The sequence below is a fragment of the Pseudomonas fluorescens genome, assembly GCF_902498065.1.
GTDB lineage: Bacteria > Pseudomonadota > Gammaproteobacteria > Pseudomonadales > Pseudomonadaceae > Aquipseudomonas > Aquipseudomonas fluorescens_BJ.
In genome coordinates, this window is the sequence record NZ_CABVIR010000001.1 from 1,496,525 (window position 1) to 1,518,263 (window position 21,739).

General features: G+C 58.5%; 11 protein-coding genes. 4 read left to right on the forward strand and 7 right to left on the reverse strand.

Annotated features, from left to right (window positions below):
- Nucleotides 1-598 precede the first annotated feature (598 nt).
- A complete protein-coding gene (locus F8N43_RS07060) occupies nucleotides 599-5,623 on the forward strand; it encodes an RHS repeat domain-containing protein (RefSeq protein WP_191630106.1) in 5,025 nt (1,674 codons plus the stop codon).
- A 314-nt stretch (nucleotides 5,624-5,937) separates the two neighbouring features.
- Here F8N43_RS07060 and F8N43_RS07065 read toward each other — a convergent pair whose 3' ends face one another.
- From F8N43_RS07065 to F8N43_RS07090, 6 genes are all read right to left on the reverse strand, one after another.
- The gene (locus tag F8N43_RS07065) at nucleotides 5,938-7,431 is read right to left on the reverse strand and encodes a hypothetical protein (RefSeq protein WP_224787793.1); all 1,494 of its coding nucleotides are present in this window, start codon (nucleotides 7,429-7,431) and stop codon (nucleotides 5,938-5,940) included.
- Nucleotides 7,432-7,594: 163 nt separating this feature from the next.
- Entirely contained in the window at nucleotides 7,595-9,787 is a 2,193-nt protein-coding gene (locus F8N43_RS07070; protein WP_150653469.1) for an autotransporter outer membrane beta-barrel domain-containing protein, read from the reverse strand.
- A 217-nt stretch (nucleotides 9,788-10,004) separates the two neighbouring features.
- Nucleotides 10,005-11,972 (reverse strand): hypothetical protein, encoded by a 1,968-nt coding sequence (locus tag F8N43_RS07075; protein WP_150639032.1) that lies wholly within the window; start codon nucleotides 11,970-11,972, stop codon nucleotides 10,005-10,007.
- Between the two features lie 330 nt (nucleotides 11,973-12,302).
- Nucleotides 12,303-13,928: a methyl-accepting chemotaxis protein gene (locus tag F8N43_RS07080; protein ID WP_150653470.1), complete on the reverse strand. Its 1,626-nt coding sequence runs from the start codon at nucleotides 13,926-13,928 to the stop codon at nucleotides 12,303-12,305.
- A gap of 268 nt (nucleotides 13,929-14,196) precedes the next feature.
- Nucleotides 14,197-15,339 carry a glycerate kinase gene (locus tag F8N43_RS07085; protein WP_150653471.1) on the reverse strand — a complete coding sequence of 381 codons (1,143 nt, stop codon included), beginning with the start codon at nucleotides 15,337-15,339 and terminating at the stop codon, nucleotides 14,197-14,199.
- 270 nt (nucleotides 15,340-15,609) lie between these two features.
- The gene (locus F8N43_RS07090) at nucleotides 15,610-16,737 is read right to left on the reverse strand and encodes a sugar diacid recognition domain-containing protein (protein WP_150653472.1); all 1,128 of its coding nucleotides are present in this window, start codon (nucleotides 16,735-16,737) and stop codon (nucleotides 15,610-15,612) included.
- 161 nt (nucleotides 16,738-16,898) lie between these two features.
- On the opposite strand from F8N43_RS07090, the gene F8N43_RS07095 reads away from it, so the two are divergent.
- The 3 genes from F8N43_RS07095 (at nucleotide 16,899) to rarD (ending at nucleotide 20,495) form a co-directional block, all read left to right on the forward strand.
- Complete coding sequence (locus tag F8N43_RS07095) at nucleotides 16,899-18,209, forward strand: MFS transporter (protein WP_150629829.1); 1,311 nt, start codon at nucleotides 16,899-16,901, stop codon at nucleotides 18,207-18,209.
- A 195-nt stretch (nucleotides 18,210-18,404) separates the two neighbouring features.
- Nucleotides 18,405-19,418, forward strand: coding sequence for an aldo/keto reductase (locus F8N43_RS07100; protein WP_150629831.1), 1,014 nt, complete (start codon nucleotides 18,405-18,407; stop codon nucleotides 19,416-19,418).
- Nucleotides 19,419-19,613: 195 nt separating this feature from the next.
- Nucleotides 19,614-20,495 (forward strand): EamA family transporter RarD, encoded by an 882-nt coding sequence (gene rarD, locus F8N43_RS07105; protein WP_150639035.1) that lies wholly within the window; start codon nucleotides 19,614-19,616, stop codon nucleotides 20,493-20,495.
- Between the two features lie 126 nt (nucleotides 20,496-20,621).
- On the opposite strand, the gene hppD is transcribed toward rarD, so the two are convergent.
- Nucleotides 20,622-21,698, reverse strand: coding sequence for a 4-hydroxyphenylpyruvate dioxygenase (gene hppD / locus F8N43_RS07110; RefSeq protein ID WP_150629835.1), 1,077 nt, complete (start codon nucleotides 21,696-21,698; stop codon nucleotides 20,622-20,624).
- Between the last annotated feature and the right edge of the window lie 41 nt (nucleotides 21,699-21,739).

Genomic DNA, 21,739 nt, shown 5'->3' on the forward strand with positions numbered 1-21,739 from the left:
ATCGGCAGTTTGCGGGCTATTACTTGCGATTCCAATTGCATACTCAAATGCGGCCGTAACGGGCACAGTTATCCTCGCCAAAGAAGATGGCTCAATATGCACTCTACCCCTTCCTGCACTGCCGAATACGTATATCCGCTACAACTTTAGGAGAGTAGACTCACCCTGTAGCCACTTCAATGACAATGTCCGGCCCATTACATTCCTCGACGCTCCCTCAGCCACGGACGTTGTCTTGACAAATTATGAAGGCACTCCCAAAAACGGTGACACAAACGGAGCCTACTCTCAAGGCCCTGGCGATTTCATCGTCACACTTAAAACAACAAGACTAAAAACCACCACAGAAGTTATTCAACTTGACCATCTACCTAGCTACAAACCTGAACAGATGATCAAGCCTGGCCTGCAAATGAAATCAATCGAATTCAAGTCGCATCTCAGGGACAAACTTTCATGCTTGAGTATTAAAATATCAGGCGCCCCACCCACGACGCCATAACTTCGAAAAAATCCTGAATTGTTATAAATGGTTCCTCCCCATGAGACACATAACATGACTAATTCGAGCGCTGTGAACTCCCAAGCCTTTGGCTTCATGAGTGCCATAACAGGCGGTGTCAACCATCGTACCGGGCAATACACCCAAACCATCGATATTCCCGAATTCAACAGCAACCAACTGTGCGGTCCCTCAATCCCCCTCAAGTTGACGTTCAATCCGATCAATACGATCATCGACTCCGGTTGGGGCCTGGGCTGGAACCTCAACCTGACCCAGTTCACCCCGCACAACAGCATCCTGTCCCTGAGCACCGGCGAAACCTACAAGGTCACCGGCAGCGGTACTCACCCCACCATCAAGGAAAAGAAACTCGACAGTTTCCATTTTGAAGACAACCTGGATGGCACTTACCGTGTGATACACAAGTCCGGGATCATTGAAATCCTGACCACCGGCGGCAGCGACAAAGACCGGGTGGCCTTGCCCAGCCGCATCTATTCCCCGGCCGGTCACAGCATCAACCTCACCTACGCTTCGTTCATGGGCGGCCAGCGCCTGCAATCGATCAGCGATGCCCAGGGTGAATTGCTGCAGATCAACCGTGACAGTAATCGCTACTTCATCGAAATCCTCGTGCGCCCATATGGCGGCCCCGGCGGCACTCCGCTTGCGCGTTATGAAATGAAGCTGAACAACAGCGGCTGGGTCACCGAAATCGTCTTGCCCACCGCCGAAAAAGCTTCGTGGCGCTTTGGTTATGGCAACGGGCCGATTCGCGGCATTCTCTGCCTGCATGAGGTCAAGACCCCGGTCGGGGGCCGTGAAACCCTTGAGTATGCCGATAACGGGCATCCCTATCCCGGTGGTGTCAGCCGACCTAACTTGCCCCGTGTGACGCGTCATCGAGCCGACCCGGGGTTTGGTCAACCGGAAATGGTGGTCAATTACAGCTACACCGCGAAAAACTTCCTCGGGGCCGGTGCCACGGTCATTTGGGAAGACGGGATGGACCCGACGTACAACCTCAGTTCGGATTTTGAATACGGCAGCACCGCAGAACTGGTGAACCGCACCAGTAGAACCGTGCGCAAAGTAGATCGCACCTACAACCGCTTTCATCTGCAAACCGAGGAAAAGACGACCCAGGCACACTGCGTCAAACGCGTCACCACCACGTATTACGCCGATAACCGACCGTTCGATCAGCAAGTCCCGCAGTTCCAGTTGCCCAAGGAAAAAACCACCCGTTGGGAGATGGACAACGATGGCACCAAGTTCCGGGCTGAAGTTGAACGGACAAGCTTTGATGAAAATGGCAATCCAACTGAAAAGATTGAATCGAGCGGCATCAAGACCGTCTACGCCTACTACCCCATAGAAGCGTCCGACGGTTGCCCGGCCGACCCGCACGGCTTTGTGCGCAGCCTGAAGGAAACGACGGTTTACCCCTCACCTGACGGCCAGGGCGAAACACCCGCACCGACCCTTTGTACCCGCCTGCGGCATGAAGCGCTCAAGCCGCTGGCCAACAGCGACTTGCAGGACTGGCTGGTCATCACCGATGAAACCTTGCTGCAAGTCGACGGTACAACCGAGACCGAGTTACAGCAGACCCTGCGCAGTTATAACCAACTGCCCAACGACGTATTCCTGCATGGTCGCTTGCTGAGTCAGCGTCAAATCATTAACGGCAAGACCACGCGCACCGACTATCAGTACAGCCAACCCGATAACACGCTGGCCGGTGGTGCGGTCTTGCAAATAGACGAACTACTGACAGGGTTCGACCACAAGGATGGAACCTATCATGCGCAAATCAGCCTCAAGCAGGTTTATTCACTGATCACGGGCCAACTGGTGCTCAAGGAGGATCTGACCAACGTGCCGATGCTCCTTCGCTATGACGCTCTGGGCCGGGTGACCAGCGAAACGGCGTCCCCCGGTGACCCACAGGCGCAAGCTACACGCACGTATGAATACACCTTGACTTCATCCGACGGTCAGCAATCCAGCATGGTGGTCACTGATGTCAAAAACGCCAAAACCATTACCCATTTCGACGGTTTGAACCGTGCTGTTTATCAAGGGCGAATCGAGCCAGACGCCGACTCAAGGGCTGAACCCCGTCAGATCTACGCGGCTGTGCACAACGAAATCGGCGAGTTGATCGAAGAAACCCACTTTGATTTGATCGGAGAAAAGCAACTCCCCATCACTCAGGCGTTCAAGTACGACAATTGGGGCATGCTGAGCAGCACCCTCGGCCTGGACGGTGTGGCGATCATTACCGACCTGTCGCCCTTTGGCGAAGACGGCCCCATAGAGCGCAATTGGCAGCAAAGCGACGAGCAACCGCCTCAGGTCAGCGGACTGACCATCAGCCACTACAATCGCTTCGGCAAAGTGGTTTCGACGCAACGCCTTGACGCCCAGCGCTTGAATGCGCACCTGCGCCAGACTCAGAGTCCCGATGCCCAGCTCTCGGTGAAGCAGCACCTGGACACCTTGTTGCTCAGCGAGCAATTGCAGGCGCTCGACACCAGCTATTACACCTATGACGGACTGGGCAATTGCATACAACTCAAGCAACTGACTGACGAACAGGAGCGTGTGACCCATTACGCGTACGACGCGTGGAAACGTGTTTCCAGTACCACGCTTCCCGACAAAACGATCGTCAACCGCCGCTTCGCCGACCACAGCTCCAGCGAGCTGACCATTGATTTGCAGGTGACCCCCGGCAACGCCAATCAGCCCACCGTCGTCGTAGGTCAGCAATCGTTCGACGGACTCGAACGCTTGACCGAGGTGCGGGTGGGTTCACTGGATAATCCAAGGGTTGAACAGTACCGCTATAAAGAGAGACAGATGCAGGTTTGGCGCCGCGTTACCCCGGCCCGAAAAAATATTGACCATGAATACAACCTGGCGCTCTCCCCGCAACCCGTCAGCATCACAACGTTGGAAGGCCAGGAGAATTACGCCTACGACCCCCTGGATGCGGCGATCAGCCGGGTAGGCACCGACGACAACGGTATCCAGTACAAGTACAGCGCCGACGGCCATTTGTTGAGCGAGAAACAAGTCGACAACGGTAAAACGATCCAGGACAGGCAATACGTTTACTCGTTGCTTGGCCGGCAAATGAGTAGCAGCGTTGCCGGCGGGCTGGACACGCACATGGAGTACGACGACAGCGGGCGCCTGGCAAAATTGACACAAGGCGAGCTTGAGGCCGAATTCACCTACAACGGGTTGAGCCTGCTCAGCAGGACCATCACCCGGAACCTGCGCACCCGGCTCTCACTCACGACTGAAGTGAAATATGACACCCTGACACGAGAAATCGAACGCACGTTTCAACTGACGGACCAACCGCTCCATACCCTTACACAAACCTGGTTTGCCGATGACCAGTTGCAAAGCCGCCACTTGCAAACCGCCGGGCGCAGCCTTCTCAAAGAAGAATTCACCTATGACCCGCGCAATCGGTTGATCAGGCACACCTGCTCTGGCGAAAACCTGCCCACCGATGTCTACGGCAATGCCATCACCCAACAAGTATTCACCTTCGATGCGCTGGACAATATCCAACGCTGCGTCACGACGTTCAAGGATGACACCACTGATATCGCGCGCTTCACCTACACCGGCGACGATGCATGCCAACTGTCGTCGGTCACGCATACCCATACCGCAGGCGGTTATCCGGCGAGCCAGTCATTCGAATACGATGCCGACGGCAACATGCTCAACGATCAGCACGGTAAACAATTGAGCTACGACAGCAGGGGTCGCCTGCTTGCCGTGAAAGATGTTTCAGGACAACAAACCTTGAGCACTTACCGTTATGACGGGCATAGCAACCTGTTAGGCGTGCGCGAGGACCAGCAAGAGGAAACCCTGCGGTTTTACAGCGGCTATCGTGTGCACCATACCGTGCAGGCGGATAAGCGCACTTACTACCTGCATCAGGCCGATACGCCCCTGGGTGAACAGCGGCTCAACGACCACGACCGCACCTTGTTGCTGATGACCGACGCCAGCCCAAGCGTAATCGGCGAGAGCTTGAACGGTTCCGTTCGCTGGGTGAGCTATAGCGCCTATGGCGCACGCAAGCTCTTCAACGAAGAGGAACTGCAAAGCCTGTTGGCCTTCAACGGCGAGGTGTGCGAAAGGTCTCACGGCTGGTATCTGTTGGGACGTGGCTATAGGGCATACAACCCCGGCCTGATGCGATTCCACAGCCCGGACTCGCTCAGCCCCTTCGCGGAGGGCGGGATCAACCCGTATATGTACTGCCGGGGTAATCCGATCAACCTGAGCGATCCAAGTGGCCACGCAGCTCGAGGGGGACGTCCAGAGTTGCCGGTTTACGTCGGTGGCGGAGGGATGAGTATCGAGGCATGGATTGGTGTGGGTTTGGCGGGGATATTTCTCGTAGGCTCAGCCATTCTCATGCCCTGGTCGGCCCCCATGTCGGTCATGTACATCGTCGCCATCGTCGGGATTGTGGGGCAAGCTGCAGGTGTCGGTCTGCAAGTTTGGGGGGGAATGACGAACGACAGTTTGCTGACTACCATTGGGTATGGCGTCGGCGCTGTCAGTGGATTGGTCAGTGGTGGCGCCATCTCCTCAGTGAGATCGACCGTAAAGGCCGCCCAGCTGGCGGCAAAAGAAGCTGCGAAAGCGGTGACTACGACGGCTACGGTGGCTACGGCGACTACGGACGTGGCGAGTGCTAGTGTTGGTGTCGGGACGCGTGCAAGCCTTACAGCAGCGGGAGGTGGGGGGGGAGGGGGAGCCGGGTGGATGGCGATGATCAAGAGAAGATTCACTAACTCGGGCAAGCCGGAGTCTCTCGGGCATACCTGGCCGCGAGGTCATCGCGGGAGACAAGGTCTTCCCGGGAAACAAGGCCCAGCCGGGGGCCGTGACGGGGCGGCTACCGGCAGTGTCCCTCAGTCCGCTACCGTGCAAGGCGTGAGGAAGGTCGAACCTCAATTCACCGGAGTACGGGAAGAATCAGGCTATTACCTCTTCGACGAAAACGGCAATAATGGGATAGAACTTGGTACGGGTAGAGTCGCCCCGCCCACACGTCCGTCAAATACCTAACCAGCCCACGCTCCTCCTGGCTATCGGAAAAATGCTGTCCCGATAGCCAGGAAAGCGTTCAGCTTGCCGACTGGCAACTCAGCAACATTCCCCGTTACCCCCCCGCCCACACTCAGCGTACTCTCACCTGCGCGCCCTACCCCGCTTTCTGAAATCCTCGCCCACGCAGACAGGCAGCGTTCCTGATGCCTCACTTTTTGCACCGACGCTGCAACGGTTTCGTCTTGCTGTTCAAGCGTTGAATGTCACAATCTCTGTGAATAACGTACCCCGACTTCTGGAAACAGTGAGTCGGGGTCGCCAGGCTCGCCGCCTTAATCAATCAAAGTCAATTGCAACAGGGGGAAATTGGGCGAAGAAACCGGTGGCCATGTTGCACCACCGTCAAAGCTCACGTAGACCTTGCCGGTGAGCGGAGCATTGCGGCGCAACGTGTTGAGAAACGTCTTTTTGACCCTGACGTCATTTTGCATACCCACTCCGCCAATGACCTCCTGAGCACTGAGCACTCGCTTTGTGATCACGGTTTCGACGGCATCGTGCCCCGTGGACCCGACTCCCGTCATGGTGATCATGATCCACTGGTCGCTCGTTATCAGGGGCCATTTGGCCAATCGCAGAATCGCACCCTCGGCCGGCACCGTTTTCAAACTCAAACTGCCCCCGGTGAGGCCATTGCATTGTACCGTCGGCAAATTGCTCAATCTTGAAACCCGCAACTTGCGACGTAGCGAAGGCCACTCCCTGTTATCACTATCGGTAACGCCATAGCTCACCCACAGTGTTTTATCGATATAGGCAGCGACCGATTTCATCGGTATCGCGTAACGTCGCTGCCCGGGAATAATCGCCTGCTCAACTCGAACAGCCCCCGGGGTTCCGGGCTCGCCCCATTGCACGAACACTCCCTCTTGCGGGTAGATAACGGCGTCCTGGGGGACTTGCACAACCGCACCGGTATCAGCCTGCAACGGATCAAGTGTCTGTTGTTCACCTGTTCCAGCGGCCCGTTCAACGTCGGGCCAGGGCAAAGAGCGCGGGATGGGGGTGGCCGCAACATCCAGCTCGACAAAATCGGAACGCGCACTCGGGTTACCCGCTCGGTCATGCACCTGATACCACACGTACCGAAATCCATCATTGCGGTCCCGAATCAAGTCCCCCTCTACAGTGATGACAATCGGTGCAGAAAAGTCAGTGTTATCGAGCTCGATGACGCCGCCCACATCCAGATTGCCCGGGGTTGCGCCCCAGTACCAGGTGATGCGGTCGCCGGGGCGTGGGGTCACATAAGCTGGGAGATCGGCTTTGACCTTGTCGGTGTTGAGATCGAGGTACTGGGCGGTGAGTTTGTTCGGGCGAAGCACCTCGGCGGGGAACACTAATCCACTCGGGGCGTGGAGCCGCGGTTCTTGTTTGTCGACGGTGACGGTAAACGGAAGGGAGCCTTGGGTTGTTCCAAGCCAGTTTGTCATGGTGTAGGTGAGTGTGTGCTCGCCGTCAGTCAGCTTATCGGCACTGATGGGTACAAAGTGATCATTGGGCGCGATCGGGGCGTCCCACTCCTTGAAGCCGATTGAGGCAGTCCCCAGAAAAATTTCAATCGACTCAGCTCCGGTTGGTGACGGATTCGAGGGCGCCCACGGAAGGAACTCCACTTTCAGGGGATTGCCCGGATCGCTCCACGCCGATCTGGGCAACAGATTGATTTCACCGCCCACGATATCGCTCAGTGGTTCTGGCTCTGTCCACGGTGCGGGCATTAACAGCACGGATTCGTCTTCTGCGCGTTTCTTTTCTGATGACATTGATGTTCTCCTTCGCTAAGTGCCAGACACAGAGACGAAGGCGTCACTGAGGTCCGACCATTCAATGAAACCTCAACACCGTAAAGGGCCTGAGGGCTGTCATTGCGGACAGCCATCAAGCCCGAGTGGACGCTAGCTTTGAGCGACAACACCTACATCGCGATTACCAGCTATATCGCACACCCACGTTGGCGCCCCACGGCTGCTTGATCTTGTTGCCGTCGCTGTAATCAAAATCAGCATGTATCGAGACCTTGTCACTCAACGCCGCAGCGACGCCGACACCCAACTCCCCACGGGAACCCGAAAGGTCGTTGTTGAAGGTGTTGTCGTTGACCTGCACTTCGTTGTTATTGGCGAACTCGTGCACATACGCAGCGCGAATGTAGGGCTGCACGACCTTGTCATCCCACTTGAAGTCGCGTCCGGCGGTGGCCCCGGCCTTGGCCAGCAGCGAACGCGTGCGGCTGCCTTCGGCGGACAGGCCGTTATCCAGGTCGTAGCTCTTGCCCTGAATGATCACGCCCGACAGTTGGGTAAAGGGTTCGACAAAATAGTCATCAGCCAGCTTGATATGACGGCCGAACTCCAGGGATCCGCCGACGCCATGGCTGTCGTAATTGCCCTTGGTTTTCTTGCCGTCGCTCAAATGCACGTCGGACTCGTTCTGGAAACGGTTGAGTTTGAGCACACCATCGAAGTAGTAGCCACTCTGCTCATCCAGCCAGGTGGTGTAAGCGCCAAGGTAATAGCTGTTGATCGTACCGGTGGTGCCACGGCTCAAATCCAGATCGGACTTGCTGTAACCCCCCAACACACCCACCAGCCACTGCCCGTCCCCCATCGGCAACGGCGCGTCGGCACCGAACGACAGGCCTTGCTGGACTTGCTGATAAGCAACGCCCGAGCTGGCGTCGATGTCGAATTTGTTGCCATAGGCGCGAATCCAGCCACCGGCCTTGCCATGGTCCATGCGCACTTCACCCATGCGAGTACGCAGGGTACTGAGTTCGCCATACCAGGCGGTCGGCGCGGCGTTGAACAGCGCGATCACCGATTGGGTGCCCGAACTGGGGGCACGCGTGAGGGTATTGAGGTACCACTCGGTGCTGCTCAGTTGGTCGAGGTTGTAGGAGAACGCGCCCAGATCCACAGCGCCACCGGCCAGGGTGAACGTTGCATCGCCGCTTCCGATCTGGATAACCCGAATGGAGCCGCTGCCCGCGGGCTCCGTGCCACTGGAATCAATCGCCACGGTATGGTTGCCGGTGGCCGCGCCGGTCACGGTCAGGGTATCGACCTGACCGGTCCTGAAATCGGTATGCATATGGAACGTACCGCCGGAACCCGACAACGTACCGACGTTCAACTTGAAGAATTCGCCGGGATTGCCGAACTGGATGGCACCACCGTTCATGGACAGGTTTTCCACCTCTCCGTCACCGACCATGATCCAGCGCGCATTGCTGTTGACACCCAGGTTTTGCACGTTCTGCAAGCGCCCGGTCAGGGTCGCGGAGTCTTCCAGCAGCACATTGGCGGTGCTGCTGCCGTCCGCGACGATATCGCCCACCAGGTGGCTACTGCCGACCCGAAGATTACCTTCGGCACCGTTGGTCAACTGCATCAGGATGCCGTTGCTGCCGACCAGCGTTGAATTGTTCAGTACGGCAATATTAGCCTCGGCATTGTCGACCAGAATCGCCGCGCCGTTCAGCCCTTCGACCCGGGTATTACTCAAGTTGAGCGTGTTGGGGCCAGCGACGCCCGGGTCGGCATTTAATTGAATGCCAACGGTTCCACCCTGGATCGAGCTGCCAGTCGCGTTGACCGTGCCATTGAACATACGGATGCCTGCCAGCGTGGTGCCGATGACCGTGCTGTTGGTCAGGTTCAACTCGCTCAAGCCGTTGACGGTCGCGCCGTTACGCGTGCCGATGATGGTGCTGTTGCCGCTTACGTGGGCGGTGGACCCGGTGGTGTTCGCCGAATCGTGACTCAGGACCAGACCGATCCTGTCACTGGAAATGTGGCTACCGACGATCGTTGCCAGACTGCTATCCAGATGCACCCCGTTGGTGCCAGTACCCTGTACCTGGGTGCCGGTCAGGTTCAGGGTCGAATCTTTCACAGTGATATCCAGCGTTTGCGCATCCACGGCATTCAAGGTGGCGCCATTGAACACGCTGTATTTGTCCTGCGGGGTTGTCCCGTCAATGGAGGCCTCGGGCTCCAGGCTGCCATCGATAAAGCGGATGGCCTGAGCTTGTTCGCTGATGATTAAAAACGGTAAGAAGGGCAACAGACGTAAAGCCCGTGAAAGAGGGCTTAGCAAAAAAAGCTGACTGGCAGACATGACCGACTCCATGGGATCTGGACTACACGAAGGCAGGCTCATCCTGACAATCAGCGACGAGCCCACCTACAAAGGAGCCGCAGAATATCCAGACACCTCCTATCGAGATGCAGGACCTTCCTGACATATCTGTAGGATTTATCCTGCAAGCTAGGCAAGAGTCATTCGCAGAACAGCGGCAGGCACCGCGTGGTACCTGCTGCTGTGCGAGTAAATTTCAGGAAGTGGGTGGCGTCAGATCACAGGTACCGATCCCTTGTGTCAGCCCCACCTGCGTATCCGAGAAGCTGGATGGCACCGGGACGCCACCGATGTCCAGCGTGTAGCGGACTTCACCCTTGCCTATCTGGTTGGTTGCACTCGCCCATGTCGGCAAGATATGAGTGTCATAAGGCTCGATAAACCAGAGGAAGCCGGACACGGCCTCATCCGCGGTAATCGGCCCATATGTCACCGTTTTTCCGGCTGCTGGAACATCGACGGGTGTTGCATAGGTATGTGCTGCCTTCCACTCGAGCTTCACGGTCATACCTGCTTTGAGGTAGTCGCTTGGAGGAATCAGGTACTGGAAGCCGATTTTGGTACCGTCAAAATGTAATGAGCGGCAAGTCAGCCTGGAATTGAAGAGATCTTGTGGAATAGCCAACGGCAACGTCACGGTAAAGAACGTGATTTCAACTTCGGTGGGTTCCAACGGTTCCTGAGGGTTGGCAACAGCGGTATTGGTTAGCTGGTAGGTCACCGGCATTGCAGCGTTGTTGCCTGCCCTCCTGATGATGTCCCAATCCAGTGCAATCTCGATTTCGTCACCAGGATCGTCGGTGGCAGGGTCGACAGAATAGGGAGCACCGATAGCCGTTCCGTCCCAGTACACCTGGATTTTATCTCCGGCCGTTAGGGGGTCATAGAGTTCGATCCTCGCGACGACAGGCTTGTTCTCATCGTTCGCGACCAGTTTGTTGGCCGTATTGCTGTCGCCGTACACCTCCAGCGGGAGAAGGGCCGGGTTGCCGGGCTCAGGCTTGGGGTTTTCGGGGCCTGTCGTCGAGAAATCGACCGTGACGTTACCGGTCGCACCGCCCATGGGCACCGAGCCACGGTACAGCTTGTATTCCACAGGCGTAATGACCGGCGCTGTCGCTGCGCCGTACTCGTCCCGCATATGCTCCCAGATGACAGAGACACTCATCATGTTCGGAGGATTGGAGCCCACCGGTGTCCGGTAAGGAAGCTCCTTGCCCCCCCAACTGATCGCGATCTGATCCGTTGCCTTGGCGTGCAAAATTCTTAGAAACTCGACGAAGACCCCCTGCAGGGCGTCTGCCCGGTCTATTTTGCCGTCATCTTCATTCTCGGGCACGCTGAGTGCGGGATATGGAAGGGGGGGGAACTGGCCGAGTGCCACCGGAATCAAGTCGTAAAGGGAGATGCGGCTTCGATTGCCAGCCTTGTCCACGATCACATAGCCAAAGCAGTAATTACCGTCGAGCAAGTCTTTTATCAGTGTCACCGGGAACTTGATCTTTCGGTCCGCCGGCAACGGGACCACGGCGATGGGTACGATGTCCTCGGGGTCGTCAGGCAGTTTGTCTGCAACCACGGTGAAAGCAACCTGGTCGCCCTCCGCCGCACCGGTCCACTCGGGAACTGTCGCTTCCAGCTCTGTTATCCCCGTGAGCGTGGCATCGACAATCGGGCCTGTAAACGCAAACGTCAGCTTCTCAGGCGCAGCGGTGCCATTGGGAGGAATCTTGTCGACGAAAACAAGTACGGGCGCGGACTCGCTGGGTGTCCCGAGATAATTCTCGTGGCGATACCTCAGGTTGAATGCGCCTTCGTTTTCGTCTTTCAATAACCAGTCGGCAGGTATCGTTACTTCGATAGGGAATGTGGTCGTGCCAGGAACGTAGCTCGCGGTGTCGACAGTTTCATAGTTGGAAGAGCCAACACGCGCGAGCTGGACTTCTACTGTCTCAACATCTATTGGATCCGTTGGAACGGTGGCCCATCTTGGGATTTCCAACGTGATCCCTGTGTCAAGGGATGCACGGGGGAACAGCCCCGCCGGCAAACCGGGTAGTGTGACCGCGTCCACGACCGGGGGGGTAAACGGATCTGCGTCAGCACGCCCCGGCACTCGTTGGCTCCACGCAGGTAAGGGTTGTTTTCTGCCGTCACTCGCCATGTTATCGCTCTCCCACTCATATCGTTCAAGCCACTGCGAATGCAATGGCAGTCAAAATATCTGTCGGGCAGATCGATACAGTCGGGCACGGCGAGCCGCTCCCCTCGTTCTGCGAGGCCACTGAGGCCTTGAGCGAATTAAGCAGCAGTTTTTATAATCGCGATACTGTCAGAGTTGACAGGTGGAGATCTGTACAGGGGTTTGTCAGAAGCGGCAATCGGGTTAACAGCACTGCGTGGCAGGGCTGAAAAACCCGATGATATTCAGGCAGCTTTCGCGGGCAGCGACACCTTCGGCAGATATTCGCAACTATCACTTCCGAGCCATCGATCAAATCACAAACCGCGCCACCATCGCATTCAAATCCACTGCCAGTCGCGACAATTCGTGGGTGGCGGCGCTGGTCTGATTGGCCCCGGCAGCGGACTGAGTAGCCAGGTCGCGAATGTTCACCAGGTTGCGGTCCACTTCACGGGACACCTGTGCCTGCTCTTCGGACGCGCTGGCGATCACCAGGTTGCGTTCGTTGATCAGATGGATCGACTGGGTGATCTGCTCCAGCGCAATGCCAGCGGCACGGGCCATTTCCAGGGTGCTTTGGGTGCGCTGATTGCTTTGCTGCATTGACGACACCGCCTCCCCCGTGCCGTTCTGAATGCCGGCGACCATCTTCTCGATTTCCTGAGTCGATTGCGCGGTGCGATGCGCCAGCGCCCGCACCTCGTCCGCCACCACCGCAAAACCACGCCCGGCTTCACCGGCGCGGGCCGCTTCGATCGCCGCGTTCAGGGCCAGCAGGTTGGTCTGTTCGGCGATGGCGCGGATCACGTCCAGCACCTTGCCGATGTCGCGGCCCTGAGCCGCCAGGCCTTCGATCATCAGCGAGGTGTTTTGCACGTCGTGGGTCATGGTCTGGATGGCGTCGACGGTTTCCACCACACGGTCACGACCTTCACGAGCGGCCTGGGTCGACTGGTTCGAGGCTTCGGAAGTCGACACCGCATTGCGCGCCACTTCTTCCACGGCGGCGGTCATTTCGTTGACCGCGGTGGCGGCTTGTTCGATTTCGTTGTTTTGCTGTTGCAGGCCGCGGGACGCTTCTTCGGTCACGGCGCTGAGCTCTTCGGCGGCGGCGCCCAGTTGCGTGGCGGAACCGGCGATCTGCTCGATGGTTTTACGCAGGTTGTCTTGCATGGTGGACAAGGCGCCGAGCAGGCGGGCCGGTTCGTCCTTGCCATCGATTTCAATGGCCTTGGTCAAGTTACCACCGGCGATGGTTTCCGCTGCCTGCACCGCACGGTTCAACGGCGTGACGATGCTGCGGGTCAGCAGCCAGGCCAGCAGCACGGTCATGAGCGCCGCCACCACTGACACCCCGATGATCCCGTTCACGGCGGTGTTGTAGTTGTCTTCGGCGACGAGCCCTGCTGCCTTGGCGCCCTCGGTGTTGTAAGTCACCAGTCGATTGAGCTGTTCGCCCATCTTGTCGGTGCCGTCCTTGATCCGTGTGTTGATCAGGTTGCGCATCTCGTCAAGTCTGCTCTGGCGCGACAGGTCCAACATTTCGCGCTGGGCTTGCATGTAATTGTCCAGAGTCGCGCTGAACACCTTATACAGCGCCGCTTCGTCCGGGCCCATCGGCAATGCGGCGTAGCTGGCCTGGGCCTTGAGTGCCTTGTCGGTCAACACGCCGATACGGGTTTCCGCTTCCTGCAAACTGGCCGGCTCGCGATTGACCAGTATGCGGAACGACAGAATGCGCATGCGCAGGATATTTTCGGTGACATTGCCCAGGAACCCGACGCTGGGCAGTTGGGTGCTGCCCATGTCGATCGAGGACTGGCGGATGATCGACATGCGGTTGACCGCAAACACACCCAGCACAATCACCAGCAAGGCAATGAAGGCAAAACCCAGGAAAGCTCGAGGCGCGATATTCAGATTACGCAGGGACATAGGACGGTACTCGGGTGATAGAGGCTTCGAGCGTCCTTGCCGTAATCACTGGCGGGTGGGCGCTGAGGCACACCGTTCAGGTTGGCGCCACTGTTGTAATAGGTTTGTGTGCGCCTGATAGTTGTATCGGCTGGGTTTGAGGATTTCTGCGGGGGATTTGCGAAATATTTTTTAAGGGATCAAGAGTGCTTCACCCATGAAACACTCAAGAATCACACAAATCCTGTAGGAGCCAGTTTGCTGCGGGCGCCTACAGGATCGTGGGGTATCAGGTTTTGCGGGCGGCGAGACGCCAGACCCGGGCAATGTCGCTCGCCCGTTCACACAACAATCGGGGGGCCTCGGCACAGGCCTGTTCCAGCGTCATCGGCCCGCTCACGACGGCAAACGCGGCATCGATGCCATGCTCGTATAAGGCCTGATAGCCCTCACCCAAGGTGCCGGCGATGACGATCACCGGCACGCCGTGTTGCCGCGCGATCTGCGCAACACCAAAGGGTGTCTTGCCACGCAGGGTCTGCGCATCGAAACGGCCTTCGCCGGTGATCACCAGGTCTGCGTCCATCACTGCCTCGGCCAGGCCGACCAGTTCGGCGACCACTTCCACCCCGGCCTTGAACTGCGCACCGAGGAAGGCCTTGGCGGCAAACCCCAGGCCGCCCGCCGCGCCGCTGCCCGGTTCGTCGCTGACGTCTTTGTTGAGGGTTCGTGCGCACAGTTCGGCAAAGTGCCCGAGCGCGCGATCCAGTTGCTCGACCTGCGAGGGCGTTGCGCCTTTTTGCGGACCGAAAATCGCTGAGGCGCCGTGGGGGCCGCACAGTGGATTGTTGACGTCGGCGGCAATGTCGAAACGCACCTCGGCCAGACGCGGATCGATGTCGCTCAGATCGATGCGGGCCAGTTGCGTCAGCGCCAACCCGCCGGGTGCCAGGGTTTGGCCTTGAGCATCGAGTAGTTTCACGCCCAGCGCTTGCATTGCCCCTGCGCCTGCGTCGTTGGTGGCGCTGCCGCCGATGGCGAGAATGACTCGCTGCGCACCGGCGTCGAGCGCGGTGCGGATCAGTTCACCGGTGCCGAACGTACTGCTGATGCAGGCATCGCGCTGGTCCACCGCAACCAGCTGCAAACCGCTGGCTTCTGCCATTTCGATGATCGCGGTGTGACTGTCGGGCAACCAACCCCACGCCGCATCGACCGCTACGCCGAGCGGCCCGCGAACGGTGGTCCGGCGCAGTTCGCCATCGCATGCTGCCAGAATCGACTCGACCGTACCTTCGCCGCCATCGGCCATCGGGCATTTGACCAGTTGCGCATTGGGCCAGACTTCAACCAGACCAAGGGCAATGGCATCGGCCACGCCTTGTGCACTCAGGCTGTCCTTGAACGAATCGGGGGCGATGACGATTTTCATGCGAATTCTCCAGTTCCAATGCCCTCATGCTGCCAGCCGGCCTGAACAATAACGCCAGTCCGCTGCACAAGCGGCATGGTGGATTATTGTTCATTTCTACAAAGGCTTTGATCCAGTCAGCATTGATGTTGGATGTGAGGGCCTCATCGCTAGCAGGCTAGCTCCCACAGGGGATCTTCAGTGACCACAAAATTGAAGAGCGAACAGAATCAAATGTGGGAGCGAGCCTGCTCGCGAAAGCGTCCTTGAGATCGCCATCGCCAGCGGCTCCTACAAAGGCGCGGGCGCGTCAGTTTGCGGAAGCAGTTGCACACCGAGATAAAGGGCAAGCATGCCATCGAGCCTCAACGGATCGACGCCGCTGAGCTCGGCAATCCGCTCCATTCGGTAACGCAAACTGTTGCGGTGAATGCCCAGCGCATCGGCGCAGGCCTGGCTCTGGCCATCGTGATCGCACCAACTGCGCAAGGTCGCCAGCAGTTGACCGTTGCCGTCCTTGGCGATGACTTTGCGCAAAGGCGTGAGCAATTCGTCCAGCGCATCGTCGTTGCGATGGCGCCAGAGCATCACCGGCAATCGATAACGGGTCAGCGTCAGCAGACGTGAATGCGGCAACACATCGCGCCCGTAGGCGAGCAAGTCGCCGACCCGGCGATAGCAACGACGCAAGCCCGACAACCCCTCGGCCTGCCCGCCCACGGCGATGCGCAAGATATTCCAGCCGAGGCCGTCGAGTTTTTCCAGCAGACGGTCGTTCTCGATCGCCTGGTTTGCCGGTCGGCACCACAGCAACGACGACTTGGCCGAACTCACGCACCAACTGTCCGGGTAGCGCGAGGTCAACCAGGCGCTGAGTGCGTCGACGGTTTGCCCCGGACCGTGCTCCATCCCCAGCTCAAACAGATACGGCACCCGCGTCAGTTGCGGTTTGAGCCCAAGCTGCTGCGCCTCATCGATCAGGCGCGGTGAATCCCCGGACTCGCTCAACAGCAACGCCAACAAATCATCGCAACGCTGGCGCCGCCATTGCTGCTCGGCCTGCTGATTGCGCTGGCCCACCAGCATCTCGGCGGTCATGCGCACCAGTTCGGCGTAGGTGCGCAATTGCTCGGGTTCGCCGGTGATGCCGAGCACGCCAATCAGCCGTTGATCGAGCAACAGCGGCAGGTTGATGCCGGGCTGCACGCCTTTGAGGTGGATAGCGGTTTGCGCATCGATTTCCACCACGCGCCCGTTGGCCAGCACCAGTTGCGCGCCTTCGTGCCGGGTGTTGACTCGCTCCGGCTCACCGCTGCCGAGTATCAACCCCTGGCTGTCCATGACGTTGACGTTGTACGGCAGGATGGCCATCGCCCGGTCGACGATGTCCTGGGCCAGGTCGTGATCGAGTTCGAACATGGTGGTGGTCCTTGAAAACGCGGTTGTTCACCCGCACAGGGCTTGGTGGCAAACCCTGTGCTCAGGCACAAAGACAGCAGCCCTGAGGGTGGTCGAGACTCTCAGGGCGATCAACGTTACCCTTTGCATCGCAAAAAATCATAATAAAGAGAGAGCCCGCCATGTCACAGAGCGCCGCCGCTACCCAGGCCATCGTTGACGAAAAAAATGCCGTCTACAAACGCATCACCCTGCGTTTGATCCCCTTCATTTTCATCTGCTACCTGTTCAACTACCTCGACCGGGTGAACGTTGGATTTGCCAAGCTGCAGATGCTCGATGCACTGAAATTCAGCGAAACCGTGTACGGCCTCGGTGCCGGGATCTTCTTTATCGGCTACGTGCTGTGCGGCGTGCCCAGCAACCTGGCGTTGACCCGATTCGGCCCGCGCCGCTGGATCGCACTGATGATGATCGTCTGGGGCACGCTGTCGACCTGCCTGCTGTTCGTCACCACCCCGACCGAGTTCTACACTTTGCGCCTGTTCACCGGCGCGGCCGAAGCCGGGTTCTTCCCGGGCGTGGTGTTGTACCTCTCGCAGTGGTTCCCGACCTTCCGCCGTGGCCGCATCATGGCGCTGTTCATGTCGGCAATCCCGGTGTCCGGCCTGCTCGGTAGCCCGTTCTCTGGCTGGATCCTCAACCACTTCGCCGCCGGCCAGGGCGGTCTGGCCGGCTGGCAGTGGATGTTCTTGCTCCAAGGCATCCCGACCGTAATCCTCGGCGCCCTCGCCTACTTCCTGCTCAGCGACAGTTACGCCAACGCCAAATGGCTCACGCCGTTCGAGCGCTCGGTGCTGGAAGCCGACCATGCCGAAGACCTCGCCAACAAACCGAAAACCACCACCGACTCGCTGCTGGCGGTGTTCAAGAACCCGGCGATCTGGGCGTTCGGCCTGATTTACTTCTGCATTCAGAGCGGCGTGTACGCGATCAACTTCTGGCTGCCGTCGATCATCAAGAACCTGGGCTTCAGCGATAACCTGGTGATTGGCTGGTTGAGTGCGATCCCGTACCTGCTGGCGGCCGTGTTCATGTTGATGGTCGGCCGCTCGGCGGATTTGCGCAAAGAACGTCGCTGGCATTTGGTGGTGCCGATGTTGATGGGCGCGGTGGGCCTGCTGATCGCGGTGAACTTCGCCACCACGCCCGCCATCGCGATCCTAGGCCTGACCATCGCTACCATGGGCGCCCTCACCGGCCTGCCGATGTTCTGGCCGGTGCCGACCGCACTGCTGAGCGCCGGCGCTGCGGCGGGTGGTCTGGCGTTGATCAACTCCATGGGCCAGATGGCCGGTTTCCTCAGCCCGTACCTGGTGGGTTGGGTCAAGGACAGCACCGGTTCGACCGATGCCGCGCTTTACTTGCTGGCGGGCGTGATTGTCTGCGGCAGCTTGCTGGCATTGCGCATGACCCGCACCTTGCGCGCTTAAGCACCGCAAAACCCCTGTGGGAGCTAGCCTGCTAGCGATGGCTGAATGTCAGTCAGCATTGATGTTGCTGACAAACCGCCATCGCTAGCAGGCCAGCTCCCACATTTGTTCCGGGGATGTTTGAGATTTGCGTTTGCTCCCTGTCACAGTTCTGGTATTTGATTGAGCCTTTCCCACCGGTAAAAGGATTTCGTCATGAGCTATCGCACGTTGGGTCATTCGGGTTTGCAGGTGTCCACCCTGACCCTCGGCACCATGATGTTCGGCGAACAGACCAGCACCGAAGATTCCCTGCGGATCATCGACAAGGCCTGGGACCAAGGCATCAATTTCATCGACACCGCCGACGTCTACACGGGCGGCCGCTCCGAGGAAATCGTCGGTGAGGCGATTGCCGGCAACCGCCACGAATGGGTGCTCGCCACCAAGGTCGGTTTCGGCCCGGTGGACGGCGTGCCGAACCGCAGCGGCCTGAGCCGCAAGCACATCTTCAATGGCATCGATGCCAGCCTGACGCGCCTCGGCACCGACTACCTCGACATCTATTACCTGCACCGCGAAGACCACAACACGCCGTTGGAAGTGACCGTGTCGGCCATCGGCGACCTGATCCGCCAGGGCAAAATTCGCTACTGGGGGTTGTCGAACTATCGCGGCTGGCGCATCGCAGAGGTCATTCGCGTGGCCGACAAACTGGGTGTCGACCGCCCTGTCATCAGCCAGCCGCTGTACAACATCGTCAACCGTCAAGCCGAAAACGAACAGATCACCGCCGCGCAGAACTACGGTTTGGGCGTGGTGCCTTACAGCCCGCTCGCGCGCGGCGTACTCAGCGGCAAATATGCGCCGGATGTAAAACCGGATGCCGACAGCCGCGCCGGGCGCGCCGACAAACGTATTCTGGAAACCGAATGGCGCGTCGAATCCCTGCGCATCGCCCAACAGATCCAGCAATACACCCAGGACCGCGGCGTCGGTATCGTCGAGTTCGCGATTGCCTGGGTGCTGAACAACAGCGCCGTGACCTCGGCCATTGTCGGGCCGCGCACGGAAGCGCAATGGGATGCCTACACTAAAGCCCAAGCGGTGAAGATCACGGCGCAAGATGAGGCGTTTATCGATTCGCTGGTGACACCGGGGCATGCGTCCACGCCGGGGTTCAATGATGTGAGCCATTTCGTGTCGGGCCGTAAGCCCCGCAACACCTGAAGCAACACAGACCTAATGTGGGAGCGAGCCTGCTCGCGATAGCGCCAGATCAGTCAACCGGGATGTTGAATGTCAGGCACTCATCGCGAGCAGGCTCGCTCCCACAATGGATCGGTGTTGATCGATCGGACAATATTCGACCGTAAAACCACGTATCCTCCGCCCCCGTTTCACCTTCAACTTCGCGAGGACAGTTTGTCTAAAGGTATCGCTCTCTCGGTTTCGGCCTCGGTGCTGTTTGCCGTCATGTATTACTACACCTCACTGCTCACTCCGTTGAGCGGCGTGGAAATTTTCGGCTGGCGAATGCTGCTGACAGTGCCGTGCATGACCGTGTTCATGGTGGTGTCCGGCGAATGGAAGCGCGTGGTCGAGCTCGTTCGGCGAGCCATTGCCCAGCCGAAACTGATCGCCGGCCTGATCGCTTCTTCGGCCTTGCTCGGCGTGCAACTCTGGCTGTTCATGTGGGCGCCGCTCAACGGCTACAGCCTCGATGTGTCGCTGGGCTATTTCCTGTTGCCACTGACCATGGTCCTGACCGGACGGCTCGCCTATGGTGAGCGCCTCTCCTACCTGCAAAAAATTGCGGTGTTTTTCGCCTGCCTCGGGGTGATCAATGAGGTGTATCAGGTCGGCGGTTTTTCCTGGGCAACCTTGCTGGTGTGCATCGGCTATCCAACGTATTTCATCCTGCGCAAGCGTCTGGCGGCGGACAACCTCGGCGGTTTGTGGCTGGACATGGCGTTGACGCTGCCGGTGGCCTTCTGGTTCGTACAGACCGGCGAGCAAGGGTTCAATGTGTTTGATCAGCATCCGTGGTTGTCGCTGTTGATCCCGATGCTTGGCGTGATCAGTGCGTCGGCGCTGGTGATCTACATCATCGCCAGCCGACTGTTGCCGTTCAGCCTGTTCGGGCTGTTGAGCTACGTCGAGCCGGTGCTGTTGCTTGGCGTGGCGTTGCTGCTCGGGGAAAGCATCAAGCCCGGAGAATGGCTGACCTACATTCCGATCTGGATGGCGGTGCTGGTGCTGGTGTTCGAAGGGTTCAAGCACCTGATGCGACAGCGCAGGCCTTAAACACATACCAAACAAATGTGGGAGCGAGCCTGCTCGCGATAAGAGCCTGACATTCAACCTCTCGGTTGACTGACCTGGCGCCATCGCGAGCAGGCTCGCTCCCACAGTTTTTACGGCGGTGGTGGTTTAGTCGGTGGACAACACGCCACGACGAACCTGATCGCGTTCGATCGATTCGAACAGCGCCTTGAAGTTGCCTTCACCGAACCCGTCGTCGCCTTTACGCTGGATGAACTCGAAGAACACCGGGCCCATCAGGGTTTCCGAGAAGATCTGCAACAGCAGACGCTTGTCGCCCGACTCGGACGAACCGTCCAGCAGAATGCCTCGCGCTTGCAGTTGGTCAACCGGCTCGCCGTGGTTTGGCAGACGGCCTTCGAGCATTTCGTAGTAAGTGTCCGGTGGAGGGGTCATGAAGCGCATGCCGATGCTTTTCAGGTGATCCCAGGTTTTCACCAGGTCGTCGGCCAGGAAGGCCACGTGCTGGATGCCCTCGCCGTTGAACTGCATCAGGAACTCTTCGATCTGCCCGGCGCCCTTGGAGGACTCTTCGTTCAGCGGGATGCGGATCATGCCGTCCGGCGCGGTCATCGCCTTGGAGGTCAGACCGGTGTATTCGCCCTTGATGTCGAAGTAGCGGATTTCACGGAAGTTGAACAACTTCTCGTAGAAGTTCGCCCAGTACGCCATGCGGCCGCGATACACGTTGTGAGTCAGGTGGTCGATGATCTTCAGGCCGGCGCCAACCGGGTTGCGGTCAACGCCTTCGATGAACACGAAATCGATGTCGTAGATCGAACTGCCTTCACCGAAACGGTCGATCAGGTACAGCGGCGCGCCGCCGATGCCTTTGATCGCCGGCAGGTGCAGCTCCATCGGGCCGGTTTCGATGTGGATCGGTTGCGCACCGAGTTCCAGCGCACGCTTGTAGGCCTTTTGCGAATCCTTGACGCGGAATGCCATGCCGCACACCGACGGGCCGTGCTCGGCCGCGAAGTACGAAGCGACGCTGTTGGGTTCGTTGTTGAGGATCAGGTTGATCGCGCCCTGGCGATACAGGTGCACGTCTTTGGAACGGTGGGTCGCGACTTTGGTGAAGCCCATGATCTTAAAGATCGGCTCCAGCGTGTTCGGGGTTGGCGATGCGAACTCAATGAATTCAAAGCCCATCAGGCCCATCGGGTTTTCGTATAAATCTGCCATGGTCGGCGCCTCATCATTTTCTGGTCAATTAACGAATCGTT